General features: G+C 45.4%; 12 protein-coding genes. 4 read left to right on the plus strand and 8 right to left on the minus strand.

What is annotated here, in order from left to right:
- Positions 1-2 precede the first annotated feature (2 nt).
- The 4 genes from ABDV94_RS17515 (at position 3) to ABDV94_RS17530 (ending at position 4,293) form a co-directional block, all read left to right on the plus strand.
- The gene (locus ABDV94_RS17515) at positions 3-419 is read left to right on the plus strand and encodes a SufE family protein (RefSeq protein WP_343748508.1); all 417 of its coding nucleotides are present in this window, start codon (positions 3-5) and stop codon (positions 417-419) included.
- Position 420: 1 nt separating this feature from the next.
- Positions 421-726 (plus strand): SUF system Fe-S cluster assembly protein, encoded by a 306-nt coding sequence (locus ABDV94_RS17520; protein WP_343748509.1) that lies wholly within the window; start codon positions 421-423, stop codon positions 724-726.
- Between the two features lie 146 nt (positions 727-872).
- On the plus strand, positions 873-2,117 hold the full coding sequence (fabF, locus tag ABDV94_RS17525; protein ID WP_343748510.1) for a beta-ketoacyl-ACP synthase II: 1,245 nt from the start codon (positions 873-875) through the stop codon (positions 2,115-2,117).
- 232 nt (positions 2,118-2,349) lie between these two features.
- Entirely contained in the window at positions 2,350-4,293 is a 1,944-nt protein-coding gene (locus ABDV94_RS17530; RefSeq protein ID WP_343748511.1) for a hypothetical protein, read from the plus strand.
- 84 nt (positions 4,294-4,377) lie between these two features.
- Here ABDV94_RS17530 and ABDV94_RS17535 read toward each other — a convergent pair whose 3' ends face one another.
- The 8 genes from ABDV94_RS17535 to ABDV94_RS17570 form a co-directional block, all read right to left on the minus strand.
- A complete protein-coding gene (locus tag ABDV94_RS17535; RefSeq protein WP_343748512.1) occupies positions 4,378-5,226 on the minus strand; it encodes an alpha/beta fold hydrolase in 849 nt (282 codons plus the stop codon).
- Positions 5,216-6,463 carry a T9SS type A sorting domain-containing protein gene (locus ABDV94_RS17540; protein WP_343748513.1) on the minus strand — a complete coding sequence of 416 codons (1,248 nt, stop codon included), beginning with the start codon at positions 6,461-6,463 and terminating at the stop codon, positions 5,216-5,218. Before ABDV94_RS17540 ends, ABDV94_RS17535 begins: the two co-directional genes overlap by 11 nt.
- Before the next feature lie 219 nt (positions 6,464-6,682).
- The gene (locus ABDV94_RS17545; RefSeq protein ID WP_343748514.1) at positions 6,683-7,558 is read right to left on the minus strand and encodes a DUF2279 domain-containing protein; all 876 of its coding nucleotides are present in this window, start codon (positions 7,556-7,558) and stop codon (positions 6,683-6,685) included.
- 58 nt (positions 7,559-7,616) lie between these two features.
- Complete coding sequence (locus tag ABDV94_RS17550; RefSeq protein WP_343748515.1) at positions 7,617-9,149, minus strand: YceI family protein; 1,533 nt, start codon at positions 9,147-9,149, stop codon at positions 7,617-7,619.
- A 145-nt stretch (positions 9,150-9,294) separates the two neighbouring features.
- The gene (locus tag ABDV94_RS17555) at positions 9,295-10,038 is read right to left on the minus strand and encodes a CpsB/CapC family capsule biosynthesis tyrosine phosphatase (RefSeq protein WP_343748516.1); all 744 of its coding nucleotides are present in this window, start codon (positions 10,036-10,038) and stop codon (positions 9,295-9,297) included.
- 1 nt (position 10,039) lies between these two features.
- Complete coding sequence (rfbB, locus tag ABDV94_RS17560; RefSeq protein WP_343748517.1) at positions 10,040-11,086, minus strand: dTDP-glucose 4,6-dehydratase; 1,047 nt, start codon at positions 11,084-11,086, stop codon at positions 10,040-10,042.
- 172 nt (positions 11,087-11,258) lie between these two features.
- On the minus strand, positions 11,259-13,439 hold the full coding sequence (locus tag ABDV94_RS17565; RefSeq protein ID WP_343748518.1) for a gliding motility-associated C-terminal domain-containing protein: 2,181 nt from the start codon (positions 13,437-13,439) through the stop codon (positions 11,259-11,261).
- A gap of 83 nt (positions 13,440-13,522) precedes the next feature.
- Positions 13,523-14,966 (minus strand): T9SS type A sorting domain-containing protein (locus ABDV94_RS17570; protein WP_343748519.1); only part of this gene is annotated, 1,444 nt, incomplete at its 5' end.

The following is a 14,966-nucleotide window of genomic DNA, read 5'->3' on the forward strand; positions in this document are numbered from 1 at the left end:
ACATGAGTATTGAAGAAAAACAGCAAGAAATCATTGATGATTTTGCCATCTACGATGACTGGATGGAGAAATACGAATACATCATTGAACTTGGAAAAGATCTGCCTTTGATTGATCCGTCCAAAAAAACGGACGACCGGCTGATCGAAGGATGCCAGAGCAAGGTTTGGCTGGATGCCGCTATCGATCACGATAAATTACGTTTAACGGCTGATTCGGATGCAATTATTACCAAAGGGATCATCGGTCTACTGGTACGCGTTTACGATAATGAAAGTCCGGAAGACATCGTTAGAAGCGATCTGCGCTTTATTTCCGAAATCGGGCTTCAGGAACACCTTTCACCCACCCGGGCAAATGGTCTGGCAAGCATGGTGAAGAAAATTAAATTAATGGCATTGTCCGCAATCCCAAAATAAGATGGAACATCTGGAAGATAAAATAGTAGCGGTTCTGAAAACCATTTTCGACCCGGAAATCCCTGTAGACATCTACGAACTGGGATTGATCTACGAAGTACGCATCTCCAAGGAAGGTGTTGTAGAAATTGACATGACGCTCACTTCTCCGAATTGTCCGGTAGCCGAATCCTTGCCGAAGGACGTGAAGGAGAAAGTAGAAGATATTGATGGAGTTTCCGAAGCTCATATCAACATCGTTTTTGACCCGCCGTGGGACAAAGATATGATGAGTGAGGAGGCGAAACTGGAATTGGGTTTCCTGTAAGCTGACAGGAATGTTCAAATTAAAATTTCTACTGAACATTTTGGGAACCTTTTGAACCCTTTGAACTTTCCGACGAGACCTTTAAATTTGCTGCGCGAATCTGATCCCCTGATTGCATTCGCCTCAATTAATCGAAACAAATTATTATGACAAAAAGAGTTGTAATTACCGGATTGGGAGCCCTTACGCCAATCGGAAATAATGTTCCCGAATTCTGGAACAACCTAAAAGCAGGAAAAAGCGGTGCAACACCGATCACGAAATTCGATACGTCGAAGTTCAAGACCACGTTTGCCTGCGAAGTGAAAGGATATAACGCATCTGAACACTTTGATGTGAAGGAAATCCGCAAATATGATCCGTTCTCCCAATATGCACTTGTAGCTGTGAGAGAAGCAGTGGCGGATGCCGGAATCAATTTCGAAGAACTGAACAGAGACCGCATCGGGGTGATCTGGGGATCCGGAAACGGGGGAATCCAGACATTCCAGGATCAAATGAAGGAATATTGTGCAGGAGACGGTACGCCGCGCTTCACACCTTTCTTCATTCCGCGCATTTTGGTAGATATCGCATCCGGAATCATCTCCATGGAATACGGCCTGAGAGGAATCAACTACTGTGCGGTTTCTGCCTGTGCTACATCCAACACGGCCATGATCGATGCATTCAACTACATCAAGTGGGGAAAAGCCAATATGATTATCTCCGGAGGTTCGGAAGCGGCGATCAATGAAGCAGCAATGGGCGGATTCTCTTCTGCTCAGGCTTTGTCGAAACGCAATGATTCCTGTGAAACGGCTTCGCGTCCGTTTGACGTAACCCGCGACGGTTTCGTGATGGGAGAAGGTGCCGGTGCAATTATCCTGGAGGAATACGAACACGCAGTAGCCAGAGGTGCTAAAATCTACGCGGAAGTTGTCGGCGGAGGAATGGCTGCAGATGCTTACCACCTCACGGGAACTCACCCGGAAGGAGACGGAGCGGTGCTCGGAATGGAAGAAGCTTTACGTGATGCGGAGATTTCTCCGGACCAGATCGATTACATCAATATGCACGCCACTTCTACTCCTCAGGGAGACAACAGCGAGCTGATTGCTTTGAAGCGTGTATTCGGTGAAAGACCATCCCTGAGTGTTTCCGGAACCAAATCGATGACCGGACACTTGCTGGGAGCAGCAGGAGCTGTTGAGGCCATTGCATGTATCAAGGCAATCCAGGATTCGGTGGTTCCGCCAACGATCAATACAACGGAAATCGAACCGGATTTCAAAGATTTGTACGATTTCCCGCTGCAGGAAGGAAAGAAAAAAGAGATTACGTATGCGATGAGTAATACCTTCGGTTTCGGAGGGCATATTGCGACGGTGATTTTTAAGAAGTTCCAGTAAGAAATAAAAACTCAATACTAGTCGGAAGGGGACGTCATTCATGATTTCCCCTTCTTTTTTGGTTTTTAAAACGTCAATTCGCAAATTCGCCAAATAGCGAACCACCCGGATTTAAAGGTACACAGCTCTGTTAAAAAAATCATTTTCCGGTAACCAAAACAGAACAACTCATTTATAACAACAGCCGGGGTTACTTATGAAGTACGTTATATGTATCTTATTCTTTTTTTGGATGAAGTCAGTTTTGGCCCAGGAGGTGCTGATTCCATTTATAGACAAACACACACAACTTACCGGCTTTCGGAACAACAAGAAAGATACCATCTATCCTGCCCGATTCAACGTCATCCAGGAAATAAATGACCCCATTTCCGAATGGATTCTCTCAGACGGAAAAAAAACAGGCTGTTTAAACAGACAAAACACGTGGATTATACCACTAGCATTTGATCGTATTATTTATCACGATCTGGAGGATCTTCTCGAAGCTCAAAACCCCTGGCAATTCCGTCTGTATGATAAAACCGGACAGGAAATCATACCGAGAAGTAGTTATCCCTTTCAATTCAAACCCCTTTCGAACCGCATTGCATGTGTACAAGTCTACAATGAAAAGAAACATTCAAGCCTGTATTCCATTACAGGAAAACAACTGATTCCCTGGTCACACGATATTACGGAAGTCTACATACAGGTTTGTGATCCCTGGCATGATTCCGGCTTCCCGTTTCTGTATTACAAATACTCTCCGCTGGAGACACATCAAACAGGAATCATACGCTCTGATAGCACTGTGATCGTTCCGCCTTATTATGAAGATGTTGAATTTATCTCATTCGCTCAATCCTGCGTTTCTGAAAATGCATACTTCCTTGCCAAAAACTCCGGACATGGTAATTATCATATCTTTCAGCTCAATGGCGGCAAAGAAAATCAATTTACAGATTTGACTTCCCTGGAACCACTCCAAACACTCAGCCATTTGTACCGGAAAGAAGCACCTCCATTTTTTGAGGGAACCCGATACTCGGGAGAACAAGATCTCCACCTCATTCTCGACCGGAAAACCGGGAAAATGAGTGCCAATTACTCCCAGCTGGAATCGTTCGGGAATTTTTTCATCGGATTCCGGGAAACAGAAGCAGACCTCATCGACACCAACCTAAGAGTGATCACCACCATTCCATTCACCAGTAAAATGGAAATCGACATGCCGCAATCGGACAAATATCCTCCCTTCAACACCCTTCAATCGTACGAACGGGATGAACACACCCTTTTTTATGCTAATTACGCGGAATCTTTCCGAAACAAACTCTTTGCAGTTGCCATTATTACGAAACACGATCAGCCCACAAAAAAGCAAGCTAGAAAAGGAACCGAAAAGATTACCAGGAAACAATTACTTCACCTTGAATCGGGGAAACTGGTTCCAAAAGAATACCTGGACATTTACCGGGTGATTTCGGGGCAAAATGTCTATTTCTGGGCTTTGAAAGACACAAACAGCCCGAACCAGGTTTTTGACATTTACAACGATCACCTCGATTTTCTCCAAGTTCAACAAATTCTTCCCGGGGAAACCTTTTATCCGTTCCGGAAATTATCCGGTTATGAGGAATCCGACTACCTTTTGTCCAAAGAAAGAGCTGAATTATTCTATCTTGAAAACGGAACCGGGAAACTGGCAGTACTTCATCGCAACGGCACGCGGCTTTCCGGCTTCATCTGGGACAGAAGGGTAACGGTTGAAGGATTGAGTACCGATTCCACGCTTGTATTTCTTGTCCCCTGTGAGAAAGACACCACACTATGCGGTGTTTTGGTGAACCAATCAGGAGAGCCGCTTTTCGGAAAGTTCAATGCCAATACACATTTCATGGACGGACACAAGTACTATTCCATCTATTCCCCTGAATCGAAAGAATTCCGGATTCTTTCTGCGACGTTTGAAATACTGATTGATTCCGTTCGCTATTTTCACAACACTGATCCTTCTGTTTTAACCCGGAACTATCCCCTATACAAAAACAACGCAAACCGGCTTTTCATCCATACTCCTGAAGGAATTTCTCCTTTATATCCTTCCTTTTTCAATACACCGGATTCAATAAACCGCATTTCAAAATCGGGAGTGTTTTTTGTAGATGCGATGGGATATCTCATTCAGCAATGAGTCTTCGGGAAGAACGTAAAATGCCCATTCTCATCCACCGTGACGGATTATGAACAACCACCCGGATCTAAAAGCTTTGAGCAACTATTTTTCCTGAACAACACAACTCCTGATCCAATCCTCCACCTGCTGGCAGAAAAACGTCAGTTCTTCCGATTCTCGTTTCATCGGGTGAGTGGTATTGAGTGTATGTCCCGCATTTGGAATCGGCAGAAAGGCATTTTTCAGATTGTTTTTGTAAACCCAGGAGAAAATGGTTCTGCCATGTTCAAACGGAACCGCTTCATCGTCCACTGCATGTGCCACAAAACACGGAATTTCCAGTTTTTCAATCACCGGCTGCATATCCCATTCGGCATCACTGGCAAGAGTTTCCGCCAAAAATTCCGGTCCCTGGGGCAATTCCTGCTTTGTCCGCATATTCGGGCGAAAATAAACGCCGTTCTTCGTCCATTCTTCCATGATTTCAGGAGTCCGCGTATTCAGCGTGCGAAGCGAATTCAACAGGATCATTCCAGACACAGCAATTCCTTTCTTTTGAATTTCGCTGCTGGCAAATGCAGCAGAAAACCCTCCCATGCTGTGGCCGAACAGGAATAACTGTTCCGGTTTACCGATCCACGCTCCCGACATCATTTTTTCAGCCACAAAACTCAAATCTTCGACTTCCAGCCTCCTGCAGTTGGCTTTGTAGCTTTCCAGGTCGTTGAAATAATCGCCGTCGTCGGAAATACCACAATGCGTATAATTAAACGCAACGGAAGAAATCCCTTCGGAAGCGAGGTATTCCTGGATAGTCGGGAACATCCCGAAATGGTAAAAACCATTGTGCCCGCAGGCCATCAGGACCCACGAACCATTATTTCCGCAATCTGTCAGTTTTCCACGGATTGCTCCGTTCGGACTGTCAAATTGAAAAAGTTTAGTCTGCATTTTTAATGAATTGACACATACCAATATTGGTTCTCAAAAAGTAAACACCTTTTGCCACATTCGCAACATCAAATACATATCCACCCGAAATTTCATGGAATTCTACCGGCAACTCTCTTCCGAACGCATCGGATAAGTGAATACTTGTCAAAACAGCATCTGTCCGCATAGTGAACGTTTGCCCTGCCGGATTCGGGAAAATCTCCAGCTGGGATGCAGAAAGTTCATTCAAAGCATTTACCGCGTCACAGTAATTGATGCGCAGATTGATCGATGAATCACATGGAAATTGATAACTGTTCATCGGACGGGTAATATGCGGAGCATCTGTCTGGATCATGGGTTTCAATCCTGCCGGCAATGTGACCTGAGCCGTTGAGCCGTTTCCAAGGCACACATCTTTTGCTGCCGGATTTCCATTCCAGGTATAATCAGCCAAAGCATCCAGCAGGCGGTAAATTCCATAATAATCATGCGCATTCAGAGCGATCACCGTATTGGGCGTATTGTGATCGGCCGGGTAAATATACCCGCCAACCGTATCGCGTTGCAGCATCAAAAAATCCTTTTCGGAATTCGCAATGGAAATATTCCGGAAAATATCTGCCGCCAGCCGGTGATCATTGGTCGAATCGCTCTGGTAAATTTCCGTAATCAGTTTTACATCCGAAGGGAAATTCTGCAATTGATTTTGAGTAATGTTGTATGAATACCATTGTGCCGAAACGTAAATGAAACGCCCGTTACTTCCCCAGTTGTTTTCCGTGAAGCATTTGTAGGAATTCCCGAAAGAAGCTCCACCACCGAACGAATGTCCCATAAATGCCGCACGAGTCGTGTCGATAATCTGCGGATAATCGCGGGCAGCCTTCCGGAATCCTTCCAGCAGGTTTTCATAGCGTGCAGGAACCGAAACTCCTGTGGTCTGGTAAGGAACAAAAACCAGTGCATATCCTTTTTTAGCCACAAAATCAGTTAGTCCCTTGATGTAAAGCGGGTTGTTACCGCCATATCCGTGCGAATAAAAAATCGTCGGAACGGGAGTGGTGATTTCCTGCGGATGAAAAATAACAATGTCTTCTCCGTTGAAATTGGCATTGTTAAAAGATTCCGTTGCAACCGTGTAAGTTCCGTCTGATCCGTAACCCGAGGTCGGTTTTCCCACATTGGGATCGGAATAAGGTTGTGTAAATCCCAGGAATGGGGTAAACAAGAGTAAAATAAGTTGTGTTTTCATCAGAGTCATTGTGTTGGTTTTATTTTTCTCTAAAATGCGGTCTATTTGAGGAGTTTTCGTTATGAACGGTTTTAGAATTCAATAGTTCAATTAAAAATTCTTTTCAATTATTAAGAGACCTGACATCCAGAATTCCATTCATCTTTTCAATTCTCAATTTTACCTTTTCAATTAGATGCCTTGTTGCACTCAAAGTTTAACCCTCGGTTCAATCTTTTTTCAGAACATTCCGACATAACAAACGCCGTTGCGCCAAAAAACAGCCGGAAATGGAATTTTGATGGTATTTAACGGCTTGAGAATTTTTCGTACCCACGTTTTTTTAACCGGAATCTGCGCCCAGTCAATATCCAGTGAAATGGCGTATTCCTGTTTGGCATAATAGGTTTTTCCGGTATTCGCATCCGTGTAAACATTGTCGTAGCCACGCAGTTTGGCATCCGCGCTGTAGCCGAAACCGATTTGAATCCATTTGGGAAAGCGGGATTCTTTGAAAAAAGTTCCCGGGGCCACGCACAACCAGTAACTCTGCGCATTGTAGTCTTTCAACAATCGTTGTGGGAAGTTCGACCCCAGGGCATCCGGACGAATGGCGGCATAAGGCGAAGGTTTGTAGCCGAATTTGATTTGAACACGCTGCTCGTCCCAACCGAGTTGCTGCCCGATAAACAGCGCCGAACCAACGGTATTCGCAGTGAGATCCGCCACCGAAAATCCCCATTCGGCACTGAAACCATCCAGGATTTCGACGGAGAGCTGATATGTCCAGGCGATTCCGCCGGAAAGCCAAACGGCTTTTTTTCGCGGCATGCGTGCCCAGCGCCAGGCACTGTACTCCATCATGGAAAGACGATAAGCCGTGAATGCATGCCCACATTTATCCATATACATCCACTCTTTGGAATCATCGAAAAAATGGAAATCAGATTTGGGATATTCCTTATACCAAACAGCTGAAAGCAATGCAACACTTCCCCCGCCGACTGCCAGATTCGTTCCCGCAACCCAATACGAGCGCTTATTCCACGAGGAATCAGGTTGTTGGGCAAAAGAATTGAAGGCAACAAAAAAAAGACAGAAGAGGAGTACTTTCACACTGGAAAAATACAACTTTCTGTCTTTAGATTTTGTTCTGATGAACAACAATTCGGTTTTAACGAGCCAATGCGACTTCAAAAGTGACATCCACCAGGTCGCCGATTTTCGAATCTGAAGTCATGTTGTGTTTCGTTCTGTCAACAACAGATTTTCCAACAAACACCAGCATCTCGCTGCCGTCTTTCGTTACTTTGGAAACGAAACGCAGGTTCACAACTACTTCTACTTTCATTCCCACGAATTCCAGGTCTCCGGTAATCTTGTAATCCTCCCCTACTTTTTCAATCTTTTTGGACGTATAGATAATCTTCGGATATTTCTCCGACTTGATGAATTCGTCACTCAATACAGATTCGTCCCGGATGTCGTTGAAAGTGGTCAAACTCTCGCTCTTCATGGTTACCTGCAGGCTTTTAATCACTCCTGCTTTATCCAGGTGAATATCCGTTGTGAAATCCTTGATTGCTCCGGCTGTTCTGCTGGCAGGAGGCCCCACTTCAAATTCCAGTTTGGAGTTTGCCGCTACGCTTTTCCATGCTCCGGCATCACCATCCGTCAATGCAATGGCAGGAATGTCCATCACATCTTTTTTCTTTGCTGTCTGATTCGAAGATTCTTTCCCGGTGTCAAGCAATGTTTCCACTTTCAGTTTTTCCGGCTGAAAAAGTGAATCCACTGTATTGGTGAATCCCATCAGGATCAACGGCAATAAAATTCCGGGAAACGGCTTGTTTCCATCTGAATATTCTACCAAAGCCAGCGCCAGTGAAGATCCGATAATTGCTCCGAGCAAGGTCGGTGTACCACCGAAATTTTCATTGATCAATCCGAAACTGATCAGTACTGCCAAAATCAGGATCGGGATAAACAGTCCGAGGAATACGTTTTTCATGGATCGACATGCCCACAATGCTCCCAAACCTGCCAGGATTCCCATCCATAAGTTTCCTTTCTGCAACGAGTCGGAAATACCTTCCAGTGAGTTGAGTGAGAACAAAATCCATGCTACCGCAAAAAGTACAATACTCAACTGCAAACCGGCATTCGAACGCAGTGCTACCACAGAACCGAAGTAACCGACTGCGAGTAAAATCACACCGAAAGTAGACACGAAAAAGGACGATGCAAATACAAATAATCCGAAGTAAACCAGTGATACTGCAGCATCAAATTCTTTTTTATCTGCTTTGAACCAGCGAACTGCAAAATAGTCCTTAATTTTCGCCAGAAGCGGAATCAACGATCCGATCACGGCAAACATCGCCACTTCAGCCGTCCAGTTCACTTCAAACCCCTGGTACGTTGCTTTTGCACCAACCGGGATCAGGGCCAGAAGTCCAACAAAATAAGGTGCTACCATTCTGATTTTCGCTGAAAGTAATGAGATCAGGTAGCCCAATGCTACGATTCCCAGCAGGGAGAAACAAATCATATCCAATGAAGGATCCTGCTCAAATCCATTGGTCAAAGCAACAATCAAACCACCGATTGCGATGCTCAATGAAGTTCTGAAGAAGAATGCTGATCGTACTAAAAAGGCGGTTATAATTGCAATAATTCCTACGCCAAGTCCAAGATAATTTTCCATAATTGTCAATTTTCAGCAAGTATACACATAATTTATTTACCAAGGTAAATATTTCCCTTGAAATTAATTTTTAGTGAAAATTTAGATTAAAAAATGGAACTTTCCAAAGATAATTTTAACAAATCGGAGGTGTGCTGATCCTGCCTTAGAGAAACTGGCGATTTTTGACCGGTTCTTTGATTAATTGATGAAAAACGGCTTCCTGCAGGGAATTTTCCAACAGCTCCAGGTGCTGAATCCGGTGACAGTCGCTGCCCAGCAAATCGATGCATCCTGCTTTTAAAAGCCTCATTGCCTGGTTTTTCACATTCAGCCCGTAATGCCCGGTGAAAGAATTCAGATTCACCTGGATCATGCATCCGCGTTCGCGCAGCTGCCGTGCTACTTCAATGGAAGGATGGTAATACAGGTAGCGCTCGAAATGTGCCAAAACAGGTTGATAACCTGCCGATTTCAACTGAAAAACAACTTCTTCCACCCGCGAAGGCTGATTCCGGAAGGAGAATTCAAATAAAATATGATTTCCGTGAAACGGCAGCAGGTCTTTGCGGCTGATCCGCTCGAAAAATGTTTCATCGAAGTAGTACTCGGCTGATGCTTCTAACTGAAGCTTCAAGCCCAGCTCTTTGCTCACACCGCGAACTTCTTCGAGTTTGCGGAGAATGATTTCGGTCGTATTGTCATACACTCCCGACATCACGTGCGGGGTGAAAATGAGTTTTTGGTATCCCAGCTCTTCGAATTTGCGCAGCATCCCGATCGTGTGATCCATGGTAGGTGCTCCGTCGTCAATTCCGGGCAGCAGGTGACTGTGTATATCTACCAGCAAGGCCCCACCCAAATCGGCAGTTTCTTTTTTCTGGCGTTTAAACACATCGAACACCCCCATCTTAACGCTGATTATACATGTTGTTGTAATATTCCTGGTACGCTCCGGAAGTGACTTCTCTCACCCAATCCTGGTTTTCGAGGTACCATTTCACGGTGTTTCTCAGTCCTTCTTCAAAGGTGATGGATGGTTTCCAGCCCAACTCGTCGAAGAGTTTCGTTGCATCAATCGCATAACGCAAATCGTGCCCGGCACGGTCTTTCACATACGTGATCAACGCAGCACTTTCTCCTGCTTCACGTCCCAATTCTTCGTCCATGATCTGACACAGCTCGTGAATCAGGTCAATGTTCCGCCATTCATTCCATCCGCCGATGTTGTAGTTGCAGCCGATTGCTCCTTTGTGGAAAATCACATCGATTGCCCGGGCATGATCTTCTACCCACAACCAGTCGCGCACGTTGATTCCTTCTCCGTAAACCGGCAGTGGTTTTTTGTTCAGAATGTTATTGATCATCAGCGGAATCAGTTTTTCCGGGTGGTGATTGCTTCCGTAGTTATTGGAGCAGTTCGAGCGCTTCACCGGAAAATCGTAGGTATGGTAGTATGCTGAAACAAAATGATCGGAAGCGGCTTTGGACGCGGAATACGGACTTCGGGGATCATACGGTGTGTTTTCCGTAAAAAAACCTTCCGACCCGAGTGATCCGAACACTTCATCCGTGGAAACATGATAGAACACGTGTCCTTCATTGGATTTCCAGTAAGCCCGTGCCTGGTTCATCAGGTTCACCGTTCCCACGACATTGGTGTGCACAAATTCCATCGGTCCTTCGATCGATCTGTCGACATGCGATTCTGCCGCCAGGTGAATGACATCTGTGATCCGGTAGGTCTCAAACGCATTTTTCACATCCTGTTCGGAAGTAATATCTCCTTTTACAAAATGATGATTTTCTGCCGTCATGACGTCTTTCAGATTTGCCAGATTTCCCGCATAAGTCAGGGCATCGAAGGTCACAATCTGATAATGAGGATATTTATTGACCAACAGGCGAACCAGATGTGAACCAATGAAGCCAGCGCCTCCCGTAACCAGAATATTCATAGAAATTGAGCTCTTTGATGTAAAGTTACACAAAATATCATGTGATTCCGGGGATTCATCCGAACATCATCAGGTTCTTTTCCTACAAGAACAAAAAAAGAATGCGACCCGAAGCCGCACTCTAACTATTGAAGGTACAATAACAAAAAGAACTAAAACTGATGATTATTCATTAACGTAAAACTTCAATAAAACCTTGTTTCACAAGTTCCTGTCCTGAGCCTAAAACCGCAGTTAAGCGGTAGAAATAAACACCTTCCGCCATCTCTTTTCCCGTTTCGTCTTTTCCGTCCCATTGAAAATCGGGCTTACTGAACGAACGAACCGGGTTTCCCCAGCGGTTCACAATGTCTATCTGCAGGGATGCAATCCCCGAATACGACACCAATGAAAAATAATCATTTACCTGGTCACCGTTTGGCGTAAAGATATTGGGCACTTCAAGGAAACAGGCTTGTGATATGTCAATATAAAATGAATCTACTTCGGAAACACAAGAACCGTTCTGTGCATAGACGTAATACATGGTAGAAGTGGTTGCATGCAAAGTGTTCGTTGCACCGGATAAATTTCCGGGAGTCCACACAAAAGAACTGTTCGGTACATTGGAACTAACCGTTGCCGTTACCGGCTCTCCCGGACAAACCTGGAAATCATCCGGAACCGCAACAACCGGATTCGGTGATACGGTCATGAAAATAGAATCCGTTCCTACCGGACAACCGTGATATGCCCCTTCCACATACACCCAGCCAGCTCCCGATTGATTCACTACCAGTGTTTGACCGGTCGTTTCTGCCGGCGTCCATGTAAAGACCATTCCCGGTACATTCCCTGTTACGGAAAGCGTCGTGGAAGAGCCTTCACAAAAAGAAGTTGCTCCGGAAATCGTAGCTTCCAATTGCGGAATCACCAATACCGATGCTGTTTTGGAATCCGTACAGCCGTTCGGTGAAGTTCCGACTACTGAATAAACGCTGTTCGATGCGGGAGAAACAATCCGCACCGGCTGCGTGTTTCCATCGTTCCAGACATAGGTCGTTCCGTTGATCGATGAAGTAACCATCAACTGTACCTGTTCTCCGGTACAAATCGTGTCCTCGGAAACCTGCAGGGTGAGCACCGGAGCAGGACGCACAACAGCTGTTGTCGATACGGTATTCGACGTACAACCAAAAGCATTCGTTCCGACCACCGAGTAAACCGTTGTGGCAGTGGGATTGACAGAGAGCGTCGCACCGGTTGCATTTCCGGGTGTCCACACGTAAGTCATATTCGGACTGGTTGAAGAAGCCGTAAATACAGCCGTTCCACCTGCACAAATCGTATCGTTTCCGCTCACGGTAATCACCGGCGGCGGGATAAAAGTAATGGTAAATGAGACCTGATCGGAACAACCTGCCGCACCGTCATAGATATACAATGTTTGCGCAGTTGTAATCGCTGCACCCGGCAGATAAGCATTCCCGGTTCCGTTCGGTCCGGTATAATATCGTTGGTTTCCGCTTAAATTCGTTCCCGAAATAGCAGGAAGCACATAATAGGTACAGGCAGTGACATTCTGAACCGGATCCAGATCCGGCGTTTGAATAAGCGCTACCTGAATGTTTGCAATGGAATCCGCACACCCCGGAGCACCATCAATGGTATAATGATACGTTCCGTTGGCATTGGTTCCCGCGGTAAAGGTTCCCAAATAACCGTTTGTGAGTGTACTTGGACCGGTCCACGCACCGTTTTGCGATAAGGCATTCGGAGTAATTTCGGAAAAAAGATTCAGGGAATTGGTTGACGCTGCACACTCCGTAACCTGGAAATTGAGTGGAGTTGGCTGGCACTGGAACAATCTCAGGTCGTCAAACCCGACATCATTTCCACCTGTCCCGGCTGCATTGGTAATGATTTCAAAAACAACCGAGCTGGTCGTTGTTGTAAACGAAGCCATGGTAATGTCATTCCAGGTACTTCCGTTGATGACGTTTTGCGAAACCAGGATGGTTCCGTTGTTGTCTTTGACCTGGATCGTGAGGTTATTTGTACTCGTCCATGCATCCCGTGTAGAAAAGGAGAAACGATACTGCTGTCCGATACACATATCCGTAAAAGGTTGCGAATAAAGCAACCCCGAATACCCGTCAACGATATTCATGTACATTCCGTATGATCCCGTGCGAATACATCCTGCATAAGTCTGCGGTGTATTCTGGTAGGTTGTTCCCGGAAGCAGGTACGGAATAACCGTCGTGTATTCGTAGGATTCATAGTAAACCTGCGTCCAGTTGCATTGGGCAGAGCTTGTGAACCCGTTCAAAAGAAAAGTCAGTAAAATAAGGGGAGCGGAGAGTAGTTTCATATTCTTGAGATTGAAGTGGAAAACGATGAGGATACAGGCAGGAATGTACTTCCCGCCTGCTCTCATGCCTTTTCTATTGTGTTTTATTGAATCACCAATTTGATGGTACTTGCTTTGTTTTCGCTTTGAATGCGTACAAAGTAAACTCCCGGATTCCAACCCTGAACAGAAAGTTCTGTCTGAGCATCCAGTCTTCCAACTGTTGCAACCAATGTTCCTGCAGCCGAATAAACTGTTGCAGATGCATCTGTTGTTTCAGGAACCGTGATAGTTACTTTATCTGAAGCCGGGTTCGGGTACAGGCTTAAGCCTTCGATTCCGTTTTCTTCGATTCCTGCTGTACTTGTCACCACAATTGTTTGAATCACTGTTTCGGATCCACACTCATTTGTCAATGTTACTGTTACCGCGTAAGGTCCTGCAACGGTGTATGTATGACTCACTGTAGCAGGAGCGTTTGTCAGCGCTGCAGATCCGTCTCCGAAGTTCCAGGTATATGAATCAACGTTTTGCGGATTCAATACGGTGAATGTATAAGTCGGCATGTTGTTTACCACATACAGCGAGCTGTTTGCCGTAGGAGTGTTGTTTACTCCGATCGTGATCGAACCAACTCCCATACAACCGTCTGAGTTCGTTACCGAAACTACGTATACACCAGCCTGAGTTACGGTTCTTGTTTGAGTCGTTAGCAATGAACCACTCCAAACATACGTAGCTCCTGCATTTCCTGCATCAAGTACCAATGATTCTCCCTGACAGATCACCGTATCGTTTCCAAGTTCTACCAATGGATTCAGGTTTTCGATCTCAACTGTCTCGATTTTCTTCGCACAAGAAGTTGTTCCGTTGCTGCTCATCCATACATCGTATGTACCCGGCTGAATTCCTGTGAAGGTTCCTCCCGACTGCCATGTTGCTGGTGTTTGATTTGCAGCAACCAACGCAAACTGAGAAGTTGGTGCTGTAATTGTTACGTTTGAAATAGCGTGACGCAATGCATCCCCTCCAGTAGAAGCGCTGAATGCTTGTTTCCACGTAGAAGTGTTTGCCGACATGTAAGCCGCAGGCATCTGAACGTTTGTAAAGATCGTTGCAGTTCCAACCGTTAAGCTTGCTTTTCCGGATACGTCAATCGTAAACACAACCGGAACATCCGTTCCCAATTTCCATGAAGCGGTGTTTGCAGCATAAGCAACTGTTGAAGCTGCTGTCGGTGTTACGGCAGTAGCGCTTACACCGGAAGTATTTCCGTAAACGATGTAGATTCCGGCAAGGTTCGTCGTATTGTCAGCCGCGTCGAATACCAAACGCAGTTTGGAACCGCTTCCGTTTTGGTTACCCGTATTCGAAATATCATCTGCGAAAGAGTAAGAAAGTCCGTCTCCACCACCTGTACCGTACGTATTGATCGGCTGGTCAGCAGTGAGTTTGAAGCTCAGAGTCATGGCATTGTTTGATCCTGTGTGGAAGTTCGGGTCTGTAATGATCACCGAACCGTTGTTGCTTGTTGCAGAAGGAGTCAAA

It is taken from the genome of Fluviicola sp., from assembly GCF_039596355.1.
Classification (GTDB): domain Bacteria; phylum Bacteroidota; class Bacteroidia; order Flavobacteriales_D; family Crocinitomicaceae; genus Fluviicola.

What these genes read in the sequence shown, in the direction of transcription:
- ABDV94_RS17515 (WP_343748508.1), top strand. Translation starts at nt 3, where the DNA reads ATGAGTATTGAAGAAAAACAGCAAGAAATCATTGATGATTTTGCCATC.
- ABDV94_RS17520 (WP_343748509.1), top strand. Translation starts at nt 421, where the DNA reads ATGGAACATCTGGAAGATAAAATAGTAGCGGTTCTGAAAACCATTTTC.
- fabF (WP_343748510.1), top strand. Translation starts at nt 873, where the DNA reads ATGACAAAAAGAGTTGTAATTACCGGATTGGGAGCCCTTACGCCAATC.
- ABDV94_RS17530 (WP_343748511.1), top strand. Translation starts at nt 2,350, where the DNA reads ATGAAGTCAGTTTTGGCCCAGGAGGTGCTGATTCCATTTATAGACAAA.
- ABDV94_RS17535 (WP_343748512.1), bottom strand. Translation starts at nt 5,226, where the DNA reads ATGCAGACTAAACTTTTTCAATTTGACAGTCCGAACGGAGCAATCCGT.
- ABDV94_RS17540 (WP_343748513.1), bottom strand. Translation starts at nt 6,463, where the DNA reads ATGAAAACACAACTTATTTTACTCTTGTTTACCCCATTCCTGGGATTT.
- ABDV94_RS17550 (WP_343748515.1), bottom strand. Translation starts at nt 9,149, where the DNA reads ATGGAAAATTATCTTGGACTTGGCGTAGGAATTATTGCAATTATAACC.
- ABDV94_RS17555 (WP_343748516.1), bottom strand. Translation starts at nt 10,038, where the DNA reads ATGGGGGTGTTCGATGTGTTTAAACGCCAGAAAAAAGAAACTGCCGAT.
- rfbB (WP_343748517.1), bottom strand. Translation starts at nt 11,086, where the DNA reads ATGAATATTCTGGTTACGGGAGGCGCTGGCTTCATTGGTTCACATCTG.
- ABDV94_RS17565 (WP_343748518.1), bottom strand. Translation starts at nt 13,439, where the DNA reads ATGAAACTACTCTCCGCTCCCCTTATTTTACTGACTTTTCTTTTGAAC.